Source organism: Streptomyces sp. SID5785, from assembly GCF_009870065.1.
GTDB lineage: Bacteria > Actinomycetota > Actinomycetes > Streptomycetales > Streptomycetaceae > Streptomyces.
Genome location: NZ_WWIA01000883.1, coordinates 1 through 21,904, shown reverse-complemented (window position 1 = coordinate 21,904; position 21,904 = coordinate 1). Strand labels below are relative to the sequence as shown.

20 protein-coding genes are annotated in these 21,904 nt (G+C 74.3%); 14 read left to right on the top strand and 6 right to left on the bottom strand.

What is annotated here, in order from left to right; genetic code table 11:
- From GTW43_RS28700 to GTW43_RS28685, 4 genes are all read left to right on the top strand, one after another.
- On the top strand, window positions 1-939 hold a 939-nt coding region (locus GTW43_RS28700; protein ID WP_202502066.1), incomplete at its 5' end, for a sugar ABC transporter permease.
- The gene (locus GTW43_RS28695) at window positions 932-1,777 is read left to right on the top strand and encodes a carbohydrate ABC transporter permease (RefSeq protein ID WP_161304875.1); all 846 of its coding nucleotides are present in this window, start codon (window positions 932-934) and stop codon (window positions 1,775-1,777) included. The genes GTW43_RS28700 and GTW43_RS28695, both read left to right, overlap by 8 nt.
- A 1-nt stretch (window position 1,778) precedes the next feature.
- Entirely contained in the window at window positions 1,779-3,014 is a 1,236-nt protein-coding gene (locus GTW43_RS28690; RefSeq protein ID WP_161304873.1) for a Gfo/Idh/MocA family oxidoreductase, read from the top strand.
- 55 nt (window positions 3,015-3,069) lie between these two features.
- The gene (locus GTW43_RS28685; RefSeq protein ID WP_202502069.1) at window positions 3,070-5,892 is read left to right on the top strand and encodes an FAD-binding and (Fe-S)-binding domain-containing protein; all 2,823 of its coding nucleotides are present in this window, start codon (window positions 3,070-3,072) and stop codon (window positions 5,890-5,892) included.
- Here the strand turns inward: GTW43_RS28685 and GTW43_RS28680 are convergent.
- Window positions 5,889-6,758, bottom strand: coding sequence for a LysR family transcriptional regulator (locus GTW43_RS28680; protein ID WP_161304871.1), 870 nt, complete (start codon window positions 6,756-6,758; stop codon window positions 5,889-5,891). The genes GTW43_RS28685 and GTW43_RS28680 overlap by 4 nt on opposite strands.
- Before the next feature lie 165 nt (window positions 6,759-6,923).
- Between GTW43_RS28680 and GTW43_RS28675 the strand changes: the two genes are divergently transcribed.
- The 9 genes from GTW43_RS28675 to GTW43_RS28635 all read left to right on the top strand — a co-directional run bounded on the left by GTW43_RS28675 (window position 6,924) and on the right by GTW43_RS28635 (window position 18,139).
- Window positions 6,924-7,880: an EamA family transporter gene (locus tag GTW43_RS28675; RefSeq protein WP_343246141.1), complete on the top strand. Its 957-nt coding sequence runs from the start codon at window positions 6,924-6,926 to the stop codon at window positions 7,878-7,880.
- A gap of 142 nt (window positions 7,881-8,022) precedes the next feature.
- Window positions 8,023-8,823: a TIGR03084 family metal-binding protein gene (locus tag GTW43_RS28670; protein WP_161304869.1), complete on the top strand. Its 801-nt coding sequence runs from the start codon at window positions 8,023-8,025 to the stop codon at window positions 8,821-8,823.
- Window positions 8,820-10,532, top strand: coding sequence for an acyclic terpene utilization AtuA family protein (locus GTW43_RS28665; protein ID WP_161304868.1), 1,713 nt, complete (start codon window positions 8,820-8,822; stop codon window positions 10,530-10,532). The genes GTW43_RS28670 and GTW43_RS28665 overlap by 4 nt, the downstream gene beginning before the upstream one ends.
- Complete coding sequence (locus tag GTW43_RS28660) at window positions 10,529-12,133, top strand: carboxyl transferase domain-containing protein (protein ID WP_161304867.1); 1,605 nt, start codon at window positions 10,529-10,531, stop codon at window positions 12,131-12,133. The genes GTW43_RS28665 and GTW43_RS28660 overlap by 4 nt, the downstream gene beginning before the upstream one ends.
- Before the next feature lie 7 nt (window positions 12,134-12,140).
- Window positions 12,141-14,006, top strand: coding sequence for a biotin carboxylase N-terminal domain-containing protein (locus GTW43_RS28655; RefSeq protein WP_161304866.1), 1,866 nt, complete (start codon window positions 12,141-12,143; stop codon window positions 14,004-14,006).
- Complete coding sequence (locus GTW43_RS28650; protein WP_161304865.1) at window positions 14,003-15,166, top strand: acyl-CoA dehydrogenase family protein; 1,164 nt, start codon at window positions 14,003-14,005, stop codon at window positions 15,164-15,166. The genes GTW43_RS28655 and GTW43_RS28650 overlap by 4 nt, the downstream gene beginning before the upstream one ends.
- A 48-nt stretch (window positions 15,167-15,214) precedes the next feature.
- On the top strand, window positions 15,215-16,780 hold the full coding sequence (locus tag GTW43_RS28645; protein ID WP_161304864.1) for a 4-coumarate--CoA ligase family protein: 1,566 nt from the start codon (window positions 15,215-15,217) through the stop codon (window positions 16,778-16,780).
- 7 nt (window positions 16,781-16,787) lie between these two features.
- The gene (locus GTW43_RS28640) at window positions 16,788-17,531 is read left to right on the top strand and encodes an enoyl-CoA hydratase family protein (protein WP_237536865.1); all 744 of its coding nucleotides are present in this window, start codon (window positions 16,788-16,790) and stop codon (window positions 17,529-17,531) included.
- Window positions 17,519-18,139, top strand: a complete 621-nt coding sequence (locus GTW43_RS28635; protein ID WP_161304863.1) for a TetR/AcrR family transcriptional regulator — start codon at window positions 17,519-17,521, stop codon at window positions 18,137-18,139. The genes GTW43_RS28640 and GTW43_RS28635 overlap by 13 nt, the downstream gene beginning before the upstream one ends.
- Window positions 18,140-18,199: 60 nt before the next feature.
- Here the strand turns inward: GTW43_RS28635 and GTW43_RS28630 are convergent, their stop codons facing one another.
- The 3 genes from GTW43_RS28630 to GTW43_RS28620 form a co-directional block, all read right to left on the bottom strand.
- Window positions 18,200-18,451 (bottom strand): chaplin, encoded by a 252-nt coding sequence (locus GTW43_RS28630; protein ID WP_161304862.1) that lies wholly within the window; start codon window positions 18,449-18,451, stop codon window positions 18,200-18,202.
- Between the two features lie 95 nt (window positions 18,452-18,546).
- Window positions 18,547-18,735 carry a hypothetical protein gene (locus GTW43_RS28625; protein WP_161304861.1) on the bottom strand — a complete coding sequence of 63 codons (189 nt, stop codon included), beginning with the start codon at window positions 18,733-18,735 and terminating at the stop codon, window positions 18,547-18,549.
- Between the two features lie 59 nt (window positions 18,736-18,794).
- Window positions 18,795-19,994, bottom strand: coding sequence for an FAD-dependent monooxygenase (locus GTW43_RS28620; RefSeq protein WP_161304860.1), 1,200 nt, complete (start codon window positions 19,992-19,994; stop codon window positions 18,795-18,797).
- Window positions 19,995-20,245: 251 nt separating this feature from the next.
- Here GTW43_RS28620 and GTW43_RS28615 point away from each other — a divergent pair, with 251 nt between their 5' ends.
- Complete coding sequence (locus GTW43_RS28615; protein WP_161304859.1) at window positions 20,246-20,572, top strand: chaplin; 327 nt, start codon at window positions 20,246-20,248, stop codon at window positions 20,570-20,572.
- A 96-nt stretch (window positions 20,573-20,668) separates the two neighbouring features.
- Here the strand turns inward: GTW43_RS28615 and GTW43_RS28610 are convergent, their stop codons facing one another.
- Window positions 20,669-21,538 (bottom strand): tyrosinase family protein, encoded by an 870-nt coding sequence (locus tag GTW43_RS28610; RefSeq protein WP_161304858.1) that lies wholly within the window; start codon window positions 21,536-21,538, stop codon window positions 20,669-20,671.
- A gap of 5 nt (window positions 21,539-21,543) precedes the next feature.
- Entirely contained in the window at window positions 21,544-21,882 is a 339-nt protein-coding gene (locus tag GTW43_RS28605; RefSeq protein WP_237536866.1) for a tyrosinase cofactor, read from the bottom strand.
- Between the last annotated feature and the right edge of the window lie 22 nt (window positions 21,883-21,904).

Here is a 21,904-nt window from a genome sequence, read left to right as displayed (position 1 = left end):
ACCGCCCGGCAGGAGCGGCGCGCGGCGCTGCGCCGCGAGCGGCGCTTCCTCCACCGGGACAAGTGGTGGGGCTACGCCCTCATCGCCCCGGCCGGTCTCGGCCTGGCCGTCTTCTACCTCTGGCCGGTGCTGCAGACCCTGTACTTCAGCTTCACCCAGTGGGGCCCCTTCGGCGGCACCACCTGGGCGGGCCTGGACAACTACCGGGAGATGCTGCACGACCCGGAGGTGTGGCAGTCCCTGGGCAACAGCCTGATCTACACCGTCCTCGTGCTGCTCGGCATCCCCGTCTCGATGGTGCTCGCGGTGCTGCTCAACCTGAAGGGCATGCGCGGCACCGGCCTCTACCGCACGCTGTACTTCCTGCCGGTGGTGACGATGCCCGCGGCGGTCGCCGTGGTGTGGCGCTGGCTCTACAACGGCGACGTGGGCATCCTCAACCAGGCCCTGGACGCCGTCGGCATCGACGGCACGTACTGGGTGTCCGATCCGCACATGGTCCGGTTCGCGGTCGCGGCGGTCGGCGTGTGGATGACCGTCGGCTACAACATGATCCTGCTCCTGGCCGGTCTGCAGAGCATCCCGCCCGACTACTACGAGGCGGCGTCGCTGGACGGCGCGGGCCGGGTGCGGCAGTTCTTCTCCGTCACGCTGCCGCTGCTGAGCCCGACCCTGTTCTTCACGACCGTGCTCTCGGTGATCCAGTCGCTCCAGGTCTTCGACCTGATCTACATGATCCTCGGCGCCAACACGGCCGTGGGCGTCACGAACCCGGCCTACAACGAGGGCCAGACGATCGTGATGCTGTTCTTCCAGAAGTCGTTCTACGACAACGAGCGCTCGTACGGCGCCGCGATCGTCTGTGTGCTGTTCGTCCTGATCATGGCGCTCACCGCGCTCCAGTTCCGCTTGCAGAAGAGGTGGGTGCACTATGGCTGACACCCGGACCCGGCGCACCGGTCGCGAGGGACGACTGTGGCCCGCGCACGTCCTGCTCTCCCTGGGCGCGGTCGTCACCGTGTTCCCGCTCCTGTGGCAGGTGCTGACGTCCCTGAAGTCGTTCGGCGAGTCGACGCGGGTACCGCCGACGCTGTGGCCGGAGCACCTCGAGTGGTCGAACTACGCGACGGTGTTCAGCTCGATCCCGTTCACCCACCAGCTGGTCAACACCGCGCTGATGACGCTGCTGCGCACGGTGGCCCAGCTCCTGCTCTGCTCGATGGCGGCGTACGCGTTCGCCCGGATCCCGTTCCCCGGCCGCAACGCGATCTTCCTGGGGTTCCTTGCGGTCCTGATGGTGCCCGGTCAGCTGTTCCTGCTGCCGCAGTACCAGATCATGCAGGACCTGGGCTGGCTCAACTCGCTGCCCGCGCTGGTGGTCCCGGGCATGTTCAGCGCGTTCGGCACGTTCCTGCTGCGCCAGTTCTTCATGGGGCTGCCCACGGAGCTGGAGGAGGCGGCCCGGCTGGACGGCGCCAACCCGTTCACCGTGTTCTGGCGGGTCGCGCTGCCGCTGGCCCGGCCGGGGCTGCTCGCCCTCGGCATCCTGACCTTCCTGTGGTCGTGGAACGACCTGATGTGGCCGCTCATCGTGAACACCGACCCGGAACAGATGCCGCTGTCCGCGGGCCTCGCCACGCTCCAGGGCGCCCACCTGACCGACTACCCCGTGCTGATGGCGGGTTCCGTGCTCGCCACCCTGCCGGTGATCGTCGTCTTCGTGACGATGCAGCGGCAGTTCATCCAGGGCATCGCTTTCTCCGGAATGAAGGGCTGACATGAAGACGACCGGGACCAGCACGCCGCCCGCGGCACCCGCGGGCGGCGCGGTACGCGAACTGCGGCTCGCCGTCATCGGCCTGGGGTTGCGCGCCAGTGTCGCCCGCGAGGCCCACCGGCCGGGCGCCGGAGCGCGCGTGGTCGCCGCCGTCGACCTCGACCCGGGGCGCTTCGGCCGGGCCCGCGAGTGGTTCGGCGACGACGTCCGGCTGTACGAGGACCACCGGGTGCTGCTCGAGCGGGAGGAGCTCGACGCGGTCCTCGTCATCACGCCGGACCACACGCACGAGGAGCTGGCCGTCGACCTGCTCGGCGCGGGCGTCGCGGTCTTCCTGGAGAAGCCGCTGGCGATCACCGTGGAGGGCTGCGACCGGGTCCTCGAGGCGGCGCGGGCGGGCGGCGCCCGGCTGTACGTCGGGCACAACATGCGGCACATGCCGGTGGTGCGCGCGATGCGCGACCTCATCCGGCAGGGCGAGATCGGCGAGGTCAAGGCGGTGTGGTGCCGTCACTTCGTCGGCCACGGCGGCGACTTCTACTTCAAGGACTGGCACGCCGACCGGCGCAACACGACGAGCCTGCTGCTCCAGAAGGGCGCCCACGACCTCGACGTCATCCACTGGCTGGCCGGCGCGTACACCGAGCGGGTCACCGCGCTGGGCGGGCTGACCGTGTACGGGGACATCGCCGACCGCAGCGGCCAGGCGCCCGGTGCCGTCATGCCCGACTGGTACGACCCGGAGCACAACTGGCCGCCGCTGTCGCTGACCGGACTCAACCCGGTCGTGGACGTGGAGGATCTCTCCATGATGGTGATGCGGCTCGAGGGCGGCATCCACGCCAGCTACCAGCAGTGCCACTACACGCCCGACTACTGGCGCAACTACACCGTCATCGGCACCGAGGGCCGCCTGGAGAACTTCGGCGACCACGGGGACAGCGCCGAGGTGCGGGTGTGGAAGCGGCGCAGCGGATACCGTGCCGACGCCGACCTCGTGGTCCGCATGCCGGAGCCGGAGGACGGCGGGCACGGCGGCTCCGACCCGCTGCTCGTCTCGGAGTTCCTGCGCTTCGTCCGGGACGGCGGGGCCACCGACACCAGCCCCGTCGCCGCGCGCGAGGCGGTCGCGGCCGGGGTCGCGGCGACCCGGTCGCTGCGGGACGGCGGGCGCCCGGTGACGGTCGAGCGGCTGCCCGGCGACCTCGTCGACTTCTTCGAGGGCGCGCGGGGCTGACCGGCGGGGTGCCCCGCGCGCCGTCCGGGGCTGCATCCTGGAGGGCATGGATGAGCTGGACGGTCTGGAACGGGAACTGCGGACGTCCGTGCGCGGCGAGGTCGACTTCTCCGTCACCGCGCGCGCCCTGCACACGATGGACGCGTCCAACTACCGAAGAGTGCCGCGCGGTGTCGTCGCACCGCGCGACGCCGACGACGTGGCCGCCGTCCTCGCGCTGTGCGCGGACCGCGGCGTGCCCGTCGTCGCCCGCGGGGGCGGCACGTCGATCGCCGGGCAGGCCACCGGCACCGGCGTCGTCCTCGACCTCACCCGGCACCTGGACCGGATCGTCGACCTCGACCCGGGCAGCCGCACGGCCCGCGTGCAGCCCGGCCTCGTCCTGGACCGGCTCCAGCGGGCGGCCGCGCCGCACGGCCTGCGCTTCGGCCCGGACCCGTCCACGCACAGCCGCTGCACGCTCGGCGGCATGATCGGCAACAACTCCTGCGGCTCGCACTCCGTCGCGTGGGGCACGACCGCCGACAACGTCCGCGCGCTCGACGTGCGCACCGCGTCCGGCGGCCGGCACCGCCTCGCGCAGGGCTGGCAGGACGGCGCCGCCCCCGACGGCCTGCGCGCGCTCATCGAGCGCGAACTGGCCTCCGTACGCACCGGGTTCGCGCCGTACGCCGGACTGCCGCGCCGCATCTCCGGGTACGCCCTGGACGCGCTCCTGCCGGAGAACGGCACGGACCTCGCCCGCTTCTTCTGCGGCACCGAGGGCACCCTCGGCGTCGTCACCGAGGCGACGGTCCGGCTGGTCGAGGCGCCCGCGGCGACGGCCCTCGCCGTCCTCGGGTACGCGGACGAGAGCGCCGCCGCCGAGGCGGCCGCGGGTCTGCTGCCGCACGGGCCGCTCACCGTGGAGGGCATGGCGGCCGATCTGGTGCCGGACCCCTCCGGGCTGCCGCGCGGCGGGGCGTGGCTGTTCGTGGAGACCGGCGGGGCGACGGCGCCCGCGGCGCGGGCCGGCGCCGAGCGGATCGTGCGGGCGGCCGACGCCCTGGACGCGCTGGTCGTCGCCGACCCGGCGGGGCAGCGGGCACTGTGGCGGATCCGCGAGGACGCCTCGGGGACCGCGACCCGGATGCCGGACGGCAGCGAGGCCTGGCCGGGCTGGGAGGACTGCGCGGTGCCGCCCGCGCGACTCGGCGCGTATCTGCGGGACTTCAGGGGGCTGCTCGCCGGGCACGGGCTGCGCGGGACCCCGTACGGGCACTTCGGCGACGGCTGCATCCACGTCCGCATCGACTTCGACCTCCTGTCCGAGATCGGGGTGCGGCGCTTCCGGCGCTTCTCCGAGGACCTCGCCGCGCTCGTCGTCGCGCACGGCGGCTCGCTGTCGGGGGAGCACGGCGACGGCATGGCCCGCGCCGAGCTGCTCCCGGCGATGTACGGGGACGCGCTCGTCGGCCTGTTCGAGCAGGTCAAGGCGGTGTGGGACCCGGCCGACGTGCTGAACCCCGGGGTGCTGGTGCGGCCCGCCCCGCTCGACGGGCAGCTGCGCTTCGCGGTGCTGCCGCGCGGTCCCGTGGACGTCGCGTTCGGCTACCCGCAGGACGGCGGGGACTTCTCGGCGGCCGTGCGGCGCTGTGTGGGCGTCGCCAAGTGCCGTACCGAGAGCGCCGGTCCGGGCGGCGGCGTGATGTGCCCGTCGTTCCGGGCGACCGGCGAGGAGGAGCACTCGACGCGGGGCCGCGCCCGGCTGCTGCACGAGATGCTGGCCGGTGAGACCGTCACCGGCGGTTGGCGGTCGACGGAGGTGCGGGACGCGCTCGACCTGTGCCTGTCCTGCAAGGGCTGCCGCAGCGACTGCCCGGTGGGCGTCGACATGGCCACGTACAAGGCGGAGTTCCTGCACCACCACTACGCGGGCCGGCTGCGTCCCGCAGCGCACTACGCGCTGGGCCGGCTGCCGCAGTGGCTGCGGCTGGTGTCCCGGACGCGCACGCCGCGGCTGATCAACGCGCTGGCGGGTGTACCGGCGGCGGCCTCGGTCGCGAAGCGGCTCGGCGGGATCGCGGCGGAGCGGGAGATTCCGCGGCTCGCGCCCCGCACGTTCACCGCGGAGTGGCGGCCCGGGCGGCCCCCGGCGGGGACGGAGGGCCGGGTGGTGCTGTGGCCGGACACGTTCACCGAGCACCTGACGCCGGGGGTGGGGCATGCGGCCGTACGGGTGCTGCGCGCCGCCGGCCTGACCCCGCTGCCGCCGCCGCGGGCCGGGGGGCCGGTGTGCTGCGGTCTGACGTACGTCTCGACGGGCCAGCTGGACGCGGCGAAGGCGGTGCTCCGGCGCACCCTGGACACGATGGGCCCGGCGCTGGAGGCGGGCGCGCCGGTGGTCGTCCTGGAGCCGTCCTGCGCGGCCGCGCTCCGCGCCGACCTGCCCGAACTCCTCCCCGACGACCCGCGGGCCCGGCAGCTCGCCGACCGCGTCGTCACCTTCGCCGAGGCCCTGGAGCGGCTCGCCCCGCACTGGACCCCGCCCCGCGTCGACCGCCCGGTCACGGGCCAGACGCACTGCCACCAGCACGCGGTCCTGGGCGACGCGGCGGACCGGCGGCTGCGCGAGAAGGCGGGCCTCACCGGCGAACTGGCCGGCGGCTGCTGCGGCCTCGCCGGCAACTTCGGCTTCGAGGCGGGCCACTACGACGTCTCCGCGGCCTGTGCCGAGGAGACCCTGCTCCCCGCGGTCCGCGCGGCGGAGCCCGGCACGGTGTTCCTGGGCGACGGCTTCTCCTGCCGTACCCAGCTGGAGCAGCTCGGCGAGGTACGGGCCAGGCACCTGGCGGAGGTCCTGGCGGAGGCTCTGGGCGAGCCTCCTGGTGAGCGTTAGTGCGTACCCGCGACCTCGTGCGCCAGCGCGATCAGATCCCGGACCGACGGGTGGCCCGGGCCCGGGCGGCGGGCCAGGTGGACGGGCAGCGGCGGGGCGTCGGTGAGCGGGACGTAGGTGACCCCGGGGTGCGGGTGCATGCCGACCGTCGCGGTGGAGGTCACGCCGACGGCCTGGTCGGCGGCGATCGCGGCGAGCCAGTCGTCGGTGTTGGCGACGGTCAGCGCGGCGGTGGGGCGGGCGGCGGGCGGCCAGAGTTCGAGGGTCGTCGTGCCGGACACGGTGTTGAGCGCGATGACCTCGCCCGCGAGCGCGGCCAGCCGCAGGGTGCGGTGCCGGGCCAGCGGGCTGTCGGAGGGCACGGCCGCGACTCGCGCCTCCTCGTGCAGCAGCTCGGTCACCAGGCCGGGCGTCTCGACGGGGCCGCGCAGCAGGGCGACGTCCACGGCGCCCCGGGTGAGTCCTGCCGTGCGGTCGTCGATGCGGAGGAGTTCGAGCGGGACGTCCGGGTGCTCCTGCCGCCAGCGGCGCAGCAGCGGGGTCGTGTAGGCGCCGGCGGCCGACCAGGCGTGTCCGAGCCGGAGCGGGCGCAGCGGGGTGCGGGCGGCGGCGAGGGCGTCCTCGAACGCGGCGACGGCGACGGTCGCCTTCTCGTGGAAGGAGCGCCCCTCGGGGGTGAGCACGAGGTGGTGGGTGGAGCGGTCCACGAGCCGGACCCCGAGGGCGCTCTCCAGGGCGGCGAGCGTGCGGGAGACGGCGGGCTGGGTGAGGCCGAGGCGGGCGGCGGCGCGGGTGACGTTGGCTTCTTCGGCGACGGCGAGGAAGCAGCGCAGGTGCCGGAGCTCGACGGCGTGGTCGCGGCTCATGTCCGCGGAGCATAACGGGAGCGCAGAAGGCATTTCACGCGGCGTGCCGGGTGGTCCTAGCGTGGAGGTCCCGACGCGGCTCCGCCCTTCGAGCCCCGTACAGTACTGTGATCGGTGCAGTCCAGAATAATGAACTCGACGAGAGAGCAGGGAGGCCGAGGCCTTGTGAACGGTTCGCGCACGGACCGGCATCAGCCGCAGGTCCCCGCGCCCGCCGCACCGTCCACCGCGGCGGCCGCGCCGCGCACCGGCCGCGCGGCGCTCGGCCCCGTCGGTCTCGTGCTCGCGGGCTGTGTCTCCGTCCAGTTCGGCGGCGCCCTCGCGGTGACGCTGATGCCGCGCGCCGGCGCGGTCGGCGTCGTGACGCTGCGCCTGGTCGTGGCCGCGCTCGTGCTGCTCGTGGTGTGCCGGCCCCGGCTGCGCGGGCACTCCCGCGCCGACTGGGGCACGGTCGTCGCCTTCGGCGTCGCCATGGGCGGCATGAACCTGCTCTTCTACCAGGCCGCGGCCCGCATCCCGCTCGGCCTCGCCGTCACCTTCGAGGTCCTCGGCCCGCTCACCCTCTCCGTCCTCGCCTCCCGCCGCCTGGTCAACCTGGTGTGGGCGGGCCTCGCCCTGTGCGGCGTCTTCCTGCTCGGCGGCGCGGGCGACGGGCTCGGCGGCCTCGACCCCGTCGGCGTCGCGTTCGCCGTCGCCGCGGGGGCGTGCTGGGCCCTGTACATCGTCTTCAGTGCCCGCACCGGCCGGCGCTTCCCGCAGGCGGACGGGCTGGCGCTCGCGATGGCCGTCGCCGCGATCCTGTGTCTGCCGCTCGGCATCGCGGCCTCCGGCACCCGGCTGCTCGACCCGGTGACCGTGGGGCTGGGCTCGGCCGTCGCCGTCCTGTCCTCGGTGATGCCGTACACCCTCGAGCTGATCGCCCTGCGCCGGCTGCCCGCGTCGACCTTCGCCGTGATGATGAGCCTGGAGCCGGCGATCGCGGCCCTCGCGGGCTTCCTGATCCTGAGCCAGGCCCTGTCCTGGCTGGAGGCGCTCGCCATCGCCCTGGTCATCGCGGCGAGCATGGGCGCGGTGCGCACCCAGGTGGGCGGCGCGAAGGCCGCCCCGCCCCTCCGGGACTGACCCGCCACCGAACCACCCGCAGACGGATTTCCGCCACCAGGAAACCCTCGGCACTTTTTCATGCAAGCACGCTTGATTGTTTTCCGGCGCGCTGCCATGCTCCAGGCACTCCGCACACCGCCCTGCCCCGAGGGAGCGCACCGTGTCCGAACCGCCGTCCGTGATCGACGACTTGCGGGACGAGAGCGAGGAGCTGGACGCCCTCGTCGACGGGCTGGCGGCGGAGCGCTGGGCGACGCCCACGCCCGCGCCCCGCTGGACCGTGGCCCACCAGATCGCCCACCTCGCCTGGACCGACCACTCGGCGCTGCTCGCGGTCGAGGACCCGGCCGCGTTCGCCGGGCTGGTGGAGAAGGCGGTCGCCGCGCCGGACGCGTTCGTGGACGAGGGGGCCGAGGCCGGCGCCGCCCGGGACCCCGCCGAGCTGCTCGCGGCGTGGCGGGACGGCCGGGCCCGGCTGGACAAGGCGCTGCGGGACGCGGCCGGGAGCCGGGCCCGGTTCCCCTGGTACGGGCCGCCGATGTCCGCCGCGTCGATGGCGACGGGCCGGCTCATGGAGACCTGGGCGCACGGCCAGGACGTCGCCGACGCGCTCGGCGTCACCCGCACCCCCACCGGCCGGCTGCGCCACATCGCCCGCATCGGCGTCCGGGCCCGCCCCTTCGCGTTCGGGGCGCACGGACTGCCCGCGCCGGACGAGGAGTTCCGGGTCGAGCTCGTCCTGCCGGACGGCGCCCCGTGGACGTACGGGACCGAGGACGCGGCCCAGCGCGTCACCGGCCCCGCGCTCGACTTCTGTCTCCTGGTCACCCAGCGCGCCCACCGCGACGACCTCGCCGTCCGGGCGACGGGCCCCGACGCCGACCGCTGGCTGGACATCGCGCAGGCCTTCGCCGGTCCGCCCGGGCCGGGCCGCGCGCCCCGGGGAGGCGCGCCCGCATGAGCGGACCGAAGACGCCGCTGCGGATCGGCAACGCCTCGGGGTTCTACGGCGACCGGTTCGACGCGATGCGCGAGATGCTGACCGGCGGGGACCCGCTCGACGTCCTCACCGGCGACTACCTCGCCGAGCTGACCCTGCTGATCCTCGGCCGCGACCGCCTGAAGGACCCCGCGCGCGGCTACGCCCGCACCTTCCTGCGCCAGGCGGAGGAGTGCCTCGGCCTCGCGGCCGACCGCGGGACGCGGATCGTGGTCAACGCGGGCGGCCTCAATCCGGCCGGACTCGCCGACGCCGTGCGGGAGGTGGCCGCGCGCACCGGCGCCCCCGTGCGCGTCGCCCACGTCGAGGGCGACGACCTGCTGCCCACCGGCCGCTTCCCCGGCGCCCTGACCGCCAACGCCTACCTCGGCGGAGCCGGCATCGCCGCGTGCCTGGAGGCCGGTGCGGACATCGTCGTCACCGGCCGCGTCACCGACGCCGCGCTCGTCGCCGGGCCCGCCGCCTGGTACTTCGGCTGGGGCCCCGACGCGTACGACCGGCTCGCGGGCGCCACCGTCGCCGGGCACGTCCTGGAGTGCGGGACGCAGGCCACCGGCGGCAACTACTCGCAGTTCGCCGCGCACGCCGCCGACCTGCGGCGGCCCGGCTTCCCGCTCGCCGAGATCCACGAGGACGGCTCCGCCGTCATCACCAAGCACCCCGGCACCGGCGGCCTCGTCGACGTCGGCACCGTCACCGCGCAGCTGCTCTACGAGACGGGCGGCGCCCGCTACGCCGGACCCGACGTCACCGTCCGGCTCGACTCCGTCCGGCTCGCGCAGCAGGGCCCCGACCGGGTCCTCGTGCACGGCGTGCGCGGCGAGGCCCCGCCGCCGACCCTCAAGACGGGTCTCAACCGGCTCGGCGGCTTCCGCAACGAGGTCGTGTTCGTCCTCACCGGCCTCGACATCGACCGCAAGGCCGCACTCGTCCGCGCCCAGATGGACGCCGCCCTCGACGCCGCCGGGTCCCGCCCGGCGCACGTCCGCTGGGAGCTGGCCCGCACCGACCACCCGGACGCCGCCACCGAGGAGACCGCGAGCGCCCTGCTCCGGCTCGTCGTGCGCGACCCGGACCAGGACGCCGTCGGCCGCACCCTGAGCGGCGCCGCCGTCGAGCTGGCCCTCGGCTCGTACCCGGGGTTCCACGTCACGGCGCCGCCCGGCCGGGGCGCCCCCTACGGCGTGTTCGAGGCCGCCCACGTCGACCGGGCCGACGTCCCGCACGTCGCCGTCCTGCCCGACGGCACCCGGCGCGACGTGTCCGCGTACGACGGGCCGACCCGCCCCCTGGAACCGGTCGAGCCGCCCGAGCCGCCCCCGTACACCGCGTCGGGCCCCACCCGCCGGGCCCCCCTCGGCCACGTCGTGGGCGCCCGCAGCGGCGACAAGGGCGGCGACGCCAACATCGGGGTCTGGGCGCTCACCGAGGACGCCTGGCCCTGGCTCGCCCACACCCTCACCGTGGCCCGCCTCAGGGAACTCCTCCCGGAGACCGCCGACCTGACCGTCACCCGGCATCTCCTGCCGCACCTGCGCGCCCTCAACTTCACCGTCGAGGGGCTCCTCGGCGAGGGCGTCGCGGCTCAGGCCCGTTTCGACCCGCAGGCCAAGGGCCTCGGCGAATGGCTGCGCTCCCGCCACCTCGACCTCCCGGAGGCACTCCTGTGACCGTCCTGGCCAGCGCCCTGGACACCCGGTCCGACGACTACGCCGCGCACCGCGCCGCCCTCCTCGACAAGCTCTCCGCGCTGGACGCCGAGCACGAGAAGGCGATCGGGGGCGGCGGCCCGAAGTACGTCGAGCGGCACCGGGGCCGCGGCAAGCTCCTCGCCCGCGAACGGATCGAGCTGCTCCTCGACCCGGACACCCCGTTCCTCGAGCTGTCCCCGCTCGCGGCCTGGGGCAGCGACCACACGGTCGGCGCGTCCCTCGTCACCGGCATCGGTGTCGTCGAGGGCGTCGAGTGCCTGATCACGGCCAACGACCCCACCGTGCGCGGCGGCGCCAGCAATCCGTGGTCGCTGAAGAAGGCCCTGCGTGCCAACGAGATCGCCCACGCCAACCGGCTGCCCTGCGTCTCCCTCGTCGAGTCCGGCGGCGCCGACCTGCCTTCCCAGAAGGAGATCTTCATCCCGGGCGGCGCCATCTTCCGGGACCTCACCCGGCTGTCCGCCGCGGGCATCCCCACCGTCGCCGTCGTCTTCGGCAACTCCACGGCCGGCGGCGCCTACATCCCCGGGATGTCCGACCACGTCATCATGGTCAAGGACAAGGCGAAGGTGTTCCTCGGCGGGCCGCCGCTGGTGAAGATGGCGACCGGCGAGGAGAGCGACGACGAGTCGCTCGGCGGCGCCGAGATGCACGCCCGCACCTCCGGCCTCGCCGACCACTTCGCGCTCGACGAGCAGGACGCGATCCGCCAGGCCCGCCGCGTCGTCGCCCGCCTCAACCACCGCAAGGCGTACGCCGATCCACAGCCTGTGGACGTCGCACCGCCGGCGTACGACCCGGAGGAGCTGCTCGGGATCGTCCCCGAGGACCTGAAGGTGCCGTTCGACCCCCGCGAGGTCGTCGCGCGGATCGTCGACGGTTCGGACTTCGACGAGTTCAAGCCCCTGTACGGGACCAGCCTCGTCACCGGCTGGGCGGCGCTGCACGGCTACCCCGTCGGCATCCTCGCCAACGCGCAGGGCGTGCTGTTCAGCGAGGAGTCGCAGAAGGCCGCCCAGTTCATCCAGCTCGCCAACCAGCGCGACATCCCGCTCCTCTTCCTCCACAACACCACCGGCTACATGGTCGGCAGGGAGTACGAGCAGGGCGGCATCGTCAAGCACGGCTCGATGATGATCAACGCGGTCTCCAACTCCCGCGTACCGCACCTGTCCGTCCTCATGGGCGCCTCGTACGGGGCCGGGCACTACGGCATGTGCGGCCGGGCCTACGACCCCCGCTTCCTGTTCGCCTGGCCGAGCGCCAAGTCCGCCGTCATGGGCCCGCAGCAGCTCGCCGGCGTCCTGTCGATCGTGGCCCGGCAGTCCGCCGCCGCGAAGGGCCGGCCCTACGACGACGACGCGGACGCCGCGCTGCGCGCGATGGTCGAGCAGCAGATCGAGGCCGAGTCGCTGCCGATGTTCCTGTCCGGGCGGCTCTACGACGACGGCGTCATCGACCCCCGCGACACCCGCACCGTGCTCGGCATCTGCCTGTCCGCGATCCACACCGCACCGTACGAGGGCGCCCGCGGCGGCTTCGGCGTCTTCCGGATGTGAGGCTCCAGTGATCACCTCTGTTCTTGTGGCCAACCGCGGCGAGATCGCCTGCCGCGTCTTCCGCACCTGCCGCGACCTCGGCATCCGTACCGTCGCCGTGCACTCCGACCCGGACGCGGACGCGCTCCACGTCCGGACGGCCGACCTCGCCGTACGCCTCCCGGGCGCCACCCCCGCCGAGACGTACCTGCGCGCCGACCTCGTCGTGAAGGCCGCCCTCGACGCGGGCGCCGACGCCGTGCACCCGGGCTACGGATTCCTCTCCGAGAACGCGGACTTCGCCCGCGCCGTCCTCGACGCCGGACTCGTCTGGATCGGTCCGCCGCCCGCCGCGATCGAGGCGATGGCCTCCAAGACGCGGGCCAAGGACCTCATGGGCATCGCCCCGCTCACCGACGTCACCGAGGCCGACCTGCCGGTCCTGGTCAAGGCGTCGGCCGGTGGCGGCGGGCGCGGGATGCGGATCGTGCGCGCCCTCGCCGACCTGCCGGGCGAGACGGAGGCGGCCCGCGCCGAGGCGCTCTCCGCGTTCGGCGACGGCACGGTCTTCACCGAGCCGTACGTCGAGGGCGGCCGGCACGTCGAGGTGCAGGTGCTCGCCGACACCCACGGCACGGTCTGGATCCTCGGCACCCGCGACTGCTCGCTGCAGCGCCGCCACCAGAAGGTCGTCGAGGAGGCGCCCGCACCCGGACTGCCCGCGGCGGTCCTCGCGGAGACCGCCGCGCTCGCCGAACGCGCCGTGCGCGCCGTCGACTACGTGGGCGCGGGCACCGTCGAGTTCCTCGTCGCCCCGGACGGCACCGCGCACTTCCTGGAGATGAACACCCGGCTCCAGGTCGAACACCCCGTCACCGAGGCCGTGTTCGGCCTCGACCTCGTCGCCCTGCAACTGCGCGTCGCCGAGGGCGAGGCGCTCGACCCCGAGCCGCCCGCACCCCGCGGCCACGCGGTCGAGGCACGGCTGTACGCCGAGGACCCGGGCGCCGGATTCGCCCCGCAGACCGGGACCCTGCACCGGCTGACCGTGCCACCGGGGGTCCGCCTCGACACCGGGTACACCGGCGGCGACACGATCGGCGTGCACTACGACGCGATGCTCGCCAAGGTCGTCGCGCACGCGCCCACCCGCGCCGCCGCCGTCCGCGCCCTCGCGGGCGCCCTGGACCGTGCCGAGGTGCACGGCCCCGTCACCAACCGCGCGCTGCTCGTGCGCTCCCTGCGGCACCCCGAGTTCACCACCGCCCGCATGGACACCGGGTTCTACGACCGGCACCTCGACGAGCTCACCGCCCCCGACGAGGACCCGTACGCGCCGCTCGCCGCCGCCCTCGCCGCGGCCGCCCGCGCCCCCTCGCGCTTCGGCGGGTTCCGCAACGTCCCCTCGCAGCCGCAGACCCGCACCTACCGCACGGAGCCGGACGGCACCGAGCACGAGGTCCGCTACCGGCACACCCGCGCGGGCGGCCTCGCGGCCGACGGCGTGGAGGTCGTCCACGCCGCCCCCGGCCTCGTCGTCCTCGAGGCGGGCGGTGTGCGCCGCCGGTTCGCGGTCGCCGCGTACGGCGACCGCGTCCATGTGAACGGCACCGCGCTCACCGCCCTGCCCCGCTTCACCGACCCGCGCGAGCAGCGCGCCCCCGGCTCCCTGCTCGCCCCGATGCCGGGCACCGTGGTCCGCCTCGCGGAGGGCCTCGCGGAGGGCGCCGCGGTCACCGGCGGACAGCCCCTGATCTGGCTGGAGGCGATGAAGATGGAGCACCGCATCTGCGCCCCCGCCACCGGAACGCTCACCGCCCTGCACGCCGCCGTCGGCCGCCAGGTCGAGGTGGGATCCCTGTTGGCCGTCGTAGTGGAGGAAACGCCCGCATGAGCACTGTCCTCGAGAGCCAGGAGCACCAGGACCTGCGCGCCGCCGTCGCCGCGCTCGGCAAGCGCTTCGGCCGCGACTACCTGACCCGTGTCACCGGCGCGGGCGGCCACCCTCAGGAGCTGTGGGCCGAGGCGGCGAAGCTCGGCTACCTGGGTGTGAACCTGCCCGACACGCACGGCGGTGGCGGCGGCGGGATATACGAACTCGCCATCGTGCTTGAGGAGTTGGGCGCCGCGGGCTCGCCGCTCCTGATGATGGTCGTGTCGCCCGCGATCTGCGGCACCGTCATCTCCCGCTTCGGCACCGAGGAGCAGAAGCGGGCCTGGCTGCCCGGGCTCGCCGACGGCAGCCGCACCATGGCCTTCGGCATCACCGAGCCCGACGCCGGGTCGAACTCGCACCGCATCACCACGACGGCCCGCAAGGAGGACGACGGCACCTGGGTGCTGAACGGCCGCAAGGTGTTCGTGTCCGGCGTCGACATCGCCGACGCCACGCTCGTCGTCGGCCGCACCTCCGACGCGCGGACCGGGAAGCTCAAGCCCTGCCTGTTCATCGTGGAGCGCGAGACGCCCGGCTTCGGCCGCCGGCAGATCGACATGGAACTCCAGGCGCCGGAGAAGCAGTTCGAGCTGACCCTCGACGAGGTGCGGCTGCCCGCCGACGCGCTCGTCGGCGACGAGGACGCGGGACTGCTCCAGCTGTTCGCCGGGCTCAACCCGGAGCGCATCATGACGGCCGCGTTCGCGATCGGCATGGGCCGCTACGCGGTCGGCCGCGCCGTCGCGTACGCCCGCGAGCGCACCGTGTGGAAGGACCCCATCGGCTCCCACCAGGCCATCGCCCACCCGCTCGCCCAGGTGCACATCGAGCTGGAGCTCGCCCGGCTGATGATGCAGAAGGCGGCGCACCTGTACGACGCGGGCGACGACATCGGCGCGGGCGAGGCCGCCAACATGGCGAAGTACGCGGCCGCCGAGGCGTGTGTGCGCGCCGTCGACCAGTCCGTGCACACCCTGGGCGGCAACGGCCTGACCCGTGAGTTCGGCCTCGCCTCCCTGATCACCGGCTCGCGCGTGGCCCGGATCGCCCCGGTCAGCCGGGAGATGATCCTCAACTACGTGTCCCACCAGAGCCTGGGTCTGCCCAAGTCGTACTGAGTCCTGCGAGTCTGCCGTCCGACAGCCCTTCAACGACGAGGAGTTGGCATGGTGTTCCGGAGTGAGTACGCGGACGTCGCGATGGTCGACCTGCCCATCCACGACGCCGTGCTCGGGGGTGCCGCGGCCCGCGGCGACACCCCGGCCCTCGTCGACGGGGTGGCCGGCACGACGCTCACGTACGCGCAGGTCGACGCGTTCCACCGGGGCGTCGCCGCCGGTCTCGCCGAGGCGGGCGTGCGCCCCGGCGACGTCGTGGCGCTGCACAGCCCCAACACGATCGCCTACCCGGTGGCCTTCTACGCCGCGACCCGCGCCGGGGCCGTGGTCACCACCGTGCACCCGCTGGCCACGCCGGAGGAGTTCGCCAAGCAGCTCACGGACTCGGGCGCCCGCTGGATCGTGTCCGTCACCCCGCTGGCCGCGCAGGCCCGCGCCGCCGCCGACCTGGCGGGCGGCGTCCGCGAGATCTTCGTGTGCGACCCGGCCGGCGACTCCGGGCTGCGCTCCCTGCTCGACATGCTCGGCACCGGCGCCCCGGTCCCCGACGTGGCGGTCGACCCGGCCGCCGACGTGGCCGTCCTGCCGTACTCGTCGGGCACCACCGGCGTCCCCAAGGGCGTCATGCTCACCCACCGCAACATCGCCACGAATCTCGCCCAGCTCGAACCGCTCGTCCCGATGGGCCCCGGCGAACGCATCCTCGCCGTGCTGCCCTTCTTCCACATCTACGGCCTCACCGCCCTGATGAACGGCCCGCTGCGGCAGGGCGCCACCGTCGTCGTGCTGCCCCGCTTCGAGCTCGACACGTTCCTCGCCGCGATCGAGAAACACCGCATCACGTCCCTGTACGTGGCCCCGCCGATCGTGCTGGCCCTCGCCAAGCACCCGGCCGTCGAGGGCTACGACCTGTCGTCCCTGCGCCGTCTGATCAGCGCCGCCGCCCCGCTCGACGCGGACCTCGCCGAGGCCTGCTCGCGCCGGCTCGGCCTGCCGCCCGTCGGCCAGGCGTACGGCATGACGGAGCTGTCGCCGGGCACGCACGTCGTGCCGACGGCCGCGCAGAACCCGCCGCCGGGCACCGTCGGCAAGCTCCTCGCCTCGACCGAGATGCGCGTCGTCTCGCTCGACGACCCGGACCGGGACCTGCCGCCCGGCGACAGCGGCGAGATCCTCGTCCGCGGCCCGCAGGTCATGAAGGGCTACCTCGGACGGCCCGAGGCCACCGCCGCGATGATCGACGCCGACGGCTGGGTGCACACCGGCGACGTCGGCCGGGTCGACGAGGACGGCTGGCTGTTCGTCGTCGACCGGGTGAAGGAACTCATCAAGTACAAGGGGTTCCAGGTCGCCCCGGCCGAGCTGGAGGCCCTGCTGCTCACCCACGACGGCATCGCCGACGCGGCCGTCGTCGGTGTCCCGGACGCGGACGGCAACGAGATCCCGAAGGCCTTCGTCGTCCGCGCCGACCCCGCGCTCACCGAGGACGCCGTGCGCGACTTCGTCGCCGGGCACGTCGCCCCGTACAAGAAGATCCGCCGCGTCGCCTTCACCGAGTCCGTGCCGCGCGCGGCCTCCGGGAAGATCCTGCGCCGCCTGCTGAGGGAGAGCTGACATCCGCATGGCCGACGACCCGATGGTCCGCGCCGCCCACGAGCGCGGCGTCACGACGCTCACCCTGGACTCGCCGGGCAACCGCAACGCCCTGTCGCACGCCCTCGTCGACCAGCTCGGCGCCCGGCTCGCCCGCGCCGGGGCCGACCCGGACGTACGGGCCGTCGTCCTCACCCACACCGGCGGCACGTTCAGCGCGGGCGCCGACCTGCGCGACCCGCCGCACCCGGACGCCCTCGTCGGTCTGCTCCGCGGGATCGTCGCCCTGCCGAAGCCCGTCGTCGCCCGCGTCGACGGGCATGTGCGGGCGGGCGGCCTCGGGCTGCTCGGGGCCTGCGACATCGCGCTCGCCTCGACCGCGTCCACGTTCGCCTTCACCGAGGTGCGCATCGGGGTCGCGCCCGCCGTGATCTCGCTGCCGCTGCTGCCCCGGCTCGACCCGCGCGCGGTGGCCCGCCACTACCTGACCGGGGAGCGCTTCGACGCGGCCGAGGCCGTGCGGGCCGGGCTCGTCACGGCGTGCGGCGACGCCGTGGACGCCGAGCTCGCGCCCGTCCTCGACGGGCTGCGCAGGGCCGAGCCGGGGGCCCTGGCCGAGACGAAGGCGCTGCTCACGGTTAAGGTCCTGGAAGCCTTCGACCGGGACACACGCACGCTGCAGGAGCTGTCGGCACGCCTCTTCGGCTCCGCACCGGCCCGGGAGGGGATGACGGCCTTCCTCGAACGACGGGACCCCGCATGGGTGCTGTGACCCCGCGCGCAGCGACCGGGCGCGCCGCCGCGCCGCCGAAGCAGGACCGCTCGCGCGCGACCCGCAGGCGGCTCCTGGAGTCCGCCGTGGCCTGCCTCGCCGAGCGCGGCTGGTCGGGTTCGACCGTCTCGGTCGTCGCGGAGCACGCGGGCGTCTCGCGCGGCGCGGCCCAGCACCACTTCCCGACCCGCGAGGACCTGTTCACCGCGGCCGTCGAGTACGTGGCCGAGGAGCGCTCGGTGGCGCTGCGCGCGCTGCGCCCCGCGGGCCGCGCGCAGGCCGTCGCGGCCCTGGTCGACCTGTACACGGGCCCGCTGTTCCGCGCGGCCCTGCACCTGTGGGTCGCCGCGTCGAACGAGCCGCAGCTCGGCGGGCGGGTCGCCGAGCTGGAGGCCCGGGTCGGCCGCGAGACGCACCGCATGGCGGTGGAGCTGCTCGGCGCCGACGAGTCCCGCCCGGGTGTGCGCGAGACCGTGCAGGGGCTGCTCGACATGGCCCGGGGGCTCGGCCTCGCCCATCTGCTCACGGACGACGGACCGCGACGGGCGCGGGTCGTCGAGGAGTGGGGCCGGATCGTGGACCGCGAGCTGGGGAACCCGGGGGGCTGAACGCGCGGATGCGCCCGCCGGCGACGTGGCCGGCGGGCGCACCCGCGTGCGGTGGTGACGTCAGTCGTTCACGCAGGCATTGCCGAACGCCGGGTTGAGCAGCGCCAGCACGTCCACGGAGTTGCCGCAGGCGTTGACCGGAACGTGGATCGGCACCTGGAGGACGTTGCCGGACAGGACGCCCGGGCTGTCCTGCGCGACGCCGACGGCGGTGGAGCCGTCAGGACCGTCGTCCGCCATGGCCATGGTCGCGGAACCCAGCACGGCGACGCCGGCCAGCGCCGCGGAAGCGGCGAATGCGCGAAGACGCATTGTTTCTCCCTGAAAATGGGGGATATGACCTACCCAGCTGACCCCCGGGCGCCGCGTTCCGCATCTTGGCCGCGGCATTCGTGGGGCGCCCGGGGTCAGGTGCGGCGCGTCGGCGCCCCCGCGCCGAAGGCGTCGACCCGCACCCAGCCGCGGGCCTGCCGGGCGGGCGCCGCCTGCCGCGGCAGGGTCCTGCCCCGGGAGCTCCACAGGCGCACCACGGTCTCGTAGATCGGGGTGTCGGTGGGCTCGCTGCTCTGCTGCTGCTCCACGGTCCGCTGCTCCATGGCCTGTTCAACGAGGCCCGCGGCCCCGGGCAACCCTGCGTTATCGCGCTGCAATGCGGTCAGCGGCTCTGCAGCATCCGGGCGAGCCCGTGCCCGAGCCGCCGCTTCAGTTCGCGCAGCGGCTGCGCCCGGCCGACGGCCCGGTCCAGGCGGTAGTAGAGCTGCGGCGGCACGTACGGCAGCAGCGGCGAGTGGCGCTGGCCGAGCAGGGCGAACATCTGGTGCGGCGCCAGGCCGATGTACCGGGTCAGGTCCTCGTACCAGGCGGCGCTGTAGCGGGCGGCGCTCTGCAGCGGCAGCAGCTCGTGCCGGCGGGTGCGCTCGTACGCGGCGAGGGACTCGGCGAGCGGCCGGCCGTCGCGCAGCTCGGCGGCGAGCGCGATCGCGTCCTGCATCGCGAGGGTGGTGCCGGCGCCGATCGAGTAGTGGGTGGTGTGGGCGGCGTCGCCGATCAGCACCAGATTGCCGTGCGACCAGGCGGTGTTGGTGACGGTCGGGAAGCACTGCCACTGCGAGGGGCCGTCGGCGTCGGTGCGCCCGATGAGCCGGTGCCCGTCCAGCGGCCCGGCGAACAGCTTCTCGAGCAGCCGCAGCGCCTCCTCCCGCTCCATCGTGTCGAGGCCGAGCCCGCTCCAGGTCGCGGGCGCGCACTCGACGATGCAGGTGCTGTGCTCGCCGTCGAACCCGTACGCGTAGGCCCACACCCAGCCGTGGTCCGTCTCGGCGAACGCGAAGGTGAAGGAGCGGAACACCTTCGTGGTGCCGAGCCAGACGAAGCGGTTGGTGCCGGTGGTGATCCGGGTGCCGAACCGCCCGGCGTGCCGCTCGCGCAGCGCGCTGCGCGCCCCGTCCCCGGCGACGACGAGGTCGGCGCCCTCGAGCAGCGGGTCCCCGGGCGCCACCGTGCTCCCGTACGTGATCTCGACGCCGAGCTCGGCCGCCCGGTCGGACAGCAGGGCGAGCAGCCGGTGCCGGCCGATGGCGCGGCCCTCGTCGCCCTCGTGCACGGTGATCCGGTCGCCGACGTGCGCGACGCCGTCCCGCCAGCGCAGCGAGTGCCGGTCGACGGCGCGGGCGGACGGCTCGTCGTGCCGCAGCAGCGTGTCGAGCATGTCGGGCCAGTAGGTGACGCCCCAGCCGTACGTGGCGCCGGCCGGGTTCTTCTCGTGGACCTGGATCCGGCGGCGCGGGTCCTGCTGCTTCAGGAGCACGGCCAGATACAGGGACGCGGGACCTCCGCCGACACAGATGACCTTCATACGCGCTCGTTCTCCTCGTCGCCGATGCCCGGTACATCACGTTCCGTCGTTACTTCAGGAACGACGGGGCGATCGGGGAGTTATCGTGCAAATCCTCCACGGAAGGGGCGCATCTGCCCGCCGGATGGGGCATGATTCCTCCCCTTTTCCGGATGTATCCAAGTATCAGGCGTGACGAGTGCGGCGCTCTGCCGTTGAAGAGGCGACGGCTGCGATCACGCGGCCGCACTGGCAAGCAGAAGGAGAACGTGATGTCTCGCATCGCGAAGGCAGCCGCTGTCGCTCTCGGCACGGGTGCTGTGGTGCTCAGCGGCGCCGGACTGGCCATGGCCGACGCCGGCGCCGAGGGCCTCGCCGCCGGTTCCCCGGGCGTTCTGTCGGGCAACCTGGTCCAGGTTCCCGTCCACATCCCGGTCAACGCCTGCGGCAACACCGTGGACGTCATCGGTGTCCTGAACCCGGCGTTCGGCAACACCTGCGTGAACAACAGCGGTGGCGGCATGGACCACGGCCACCACGGCGGCCACGGTGGCGGCTACGGCGACGAGGGCTACGGCGACGCCGGCTACGGCGGCTGACACCCCGCCGCGACAGCGGTTCGGAGCCCCCGGCACGGTGGAGCCGGGGGCTCTGTCGTGCCGGGGGCGCTGTCGTGCCGGAGGCCGGACGGGCCGTCAGGCGTAGCGGTACAGGGTGCTGTGGTCGAGCATGTCGCGCACCGGGGTGTTCCACGGCGGCATCACGTCACCGGCCGCGAGGACCCGCCCGTGCTGGGAGTCCCCGAGCCCGGGCCGGCGCAGCGGCAGGTACGGGTCCGCCTTCGGGTGCTTCGCACGCCACCGCGACCAGCACAGGTCGACGAACGAGTGGTGCAGCCAGAACACCGGGTCGTTGACCGAACCGGCGCCGAGCATGTGCCCGCCGACCCAGCGGTGCACCAGGTTGTGGTTGAACCAGGTGCCGTCGCCGCGCCGCACCGGCCAGCCCTCCAGCTTGTTGCGCAGCCCCGACGAGGCCGTCGAGTTCCAGGGCTCCGCGTCGTAGCGGCTCTCGCCGAGCGCGCCCGCCAGCTGGGCCGCGCTCGGCAGCGACACGGGCTGGCGCGGCCGCCCGAACTCCCGCATCAGGAAGTCCCCGTCGGTGACCGCCTCGGTGATCGTCCAGTGCCCGCCGCCGCGGGCGAACGGGCCGGTCGTCACCCGCCGGTCGGAGCTGTGCCCGTTGCCTCCGAGGAAGTCCTCGCCCCACAGCGACGAGGTGGGCGAACGGTCCGCGGTCCAGTCCCAGTACGGGACCGAGACCCCCGCGTCGATCCGCTGGAGCGCCCGCTCGAACTCCAGCAGGAACTTGCGGTGCCACGGGAAGAACGACGGCGTCATGTGCGCGACGCGCAGCCCGCCGTCCCCGTCGCCCTGGTAGAAGTCGATGTGCGTGCGGACGAACTCGTCGTAGCGGCCCTGCCGTTTGAGGGCCAGGACGGCGTCCACGAAGCGGCGCTTCTGCGCCTTCGTCAGGGACCGCTGGTTCTGTCGTGTGTGGGCCACCCGCCTCACGCCTTCCGGTTCTCGGGGGCCCGCAGCGACTGCTCGCCGAGCTCGTCGACGGCGGCGCGGGCCGCGGCCCGCGCGCTGGGGTGCGAGGTGTAGTGGTCGACCATGGTCAGGTACGAGCCGTCGGCGCGCCGCATCAGATGCAGCGGACGCCCGTCGACCGTGACCTCCCAGGCGTCCGCCGGGCCGGGCACCGGCGCCCCCTGAAGGCGCCGCCCCCGGTACGACTCGTCGAACGCCTCGCCCGCCGGGGCCGCCGCACCCGCCCCGGGCTCGCCGGGGTCGGTGCCGCCGCCGATCTGCCAGAGCCCGGCCGCGGTCGCGCCGCCGCCGAGCAGGATCAGCGCGGCACTGCGCCGG

What these genes read in the sequence shown, in the direction of transcription:
- GTW43_RS28650 (WP_161304865.1), top strand. Translation starts at nt 14,003, where the DNA reads ATGAGCACTGTCCTCGAGAGCCAGGAGCACCAGGACCTGCGCGCCGCC.
- GTW43_RS28630 (WP_161304862.1), bottom strand. Translation starts at nt 18,451, where the DNA reads ATGCGTCTTCGCGCATTCGCCGCTTCCGCGGCGCTGGCCGGCGTCGCC.
- GTW43_RS28640 (WP_237536865.1), top strand. Translation starts at nt 16,788, where the DNA reads ATGGCCGACGACCCGATGGTCCGCGCCGCCCACGAGCGCGGCGTCACG.
- GTW43_RS28635 (WP_161304863.1), top strand. Translation starts at nt 17,519, where the DNA reads ATGGGTGCTGTGACCCCGCGCGCAGCGACCGGGCGCGCCGCCGCGCCG.
- GTW43_RS28665 (WP_161304868.1), top strand. Translation starts at nt 8,820, where the DNA reads ATGAGCGGACCGAAGACGCCGCTGCGGATCGGCAACGCCTCGGGGTTC.
- GTW43_RS28615 (WP_161304859.1), top strand. Translation starts at nt 20,246, where the DNA reads ATGTCTCGCATCGCGAAGGCAGCCGCTGTCGCTCTCGGCACGGGTGCT.
- GTW43_RS28690 (WP_161304873.1), top strand. Translation starts at nt 1,779, where the DNA reads ATGAAGACGACCGGGACCAGCACGCCGCCCGCGGCACCCGCGGGCGGC.
- GTW43_RS28645 (WP_161304864.1), top strand. Translation starts at nt 15,215, where the DNA reads ATGGTGTTCCGGAGTGAGTACGCGGACGTCGCGATGGTCGACCTGCCC.
- GTW43_RS28620 (WP_161304860.1), bottom strand. Translation starts at nt 19,994, where the DNA reads ATGAAGGTCATCTGTGTCGGCGGAGGTCCCGCGTCCCTGTATCTGGCC.
- GTW43_RS28695 (WP_161304875.1), top strand. Translation starts at nt 932, where the DNA reads ATGGCTGACACCCGGACCCGGCGCACCGGTCGCGAGGGACGACTGTGG.
- GTW43_RS28680 (WP_161304871.1), bottom strand. Translation starts at nt 6,758, where the DNA reads ATGAGCCGCGACCACGCCGTCGAGCTCCGGCACCTGCGCTGCTTCCTC.
- GTW43_RS28625 (WP_161304861.1), bottom strand. Translation starts at nt 18,735, where the DNA reads ATGGAGCAGCGGACCGTGGAGCAGCAGCAGAGCAGCGAGCCCACCGAC.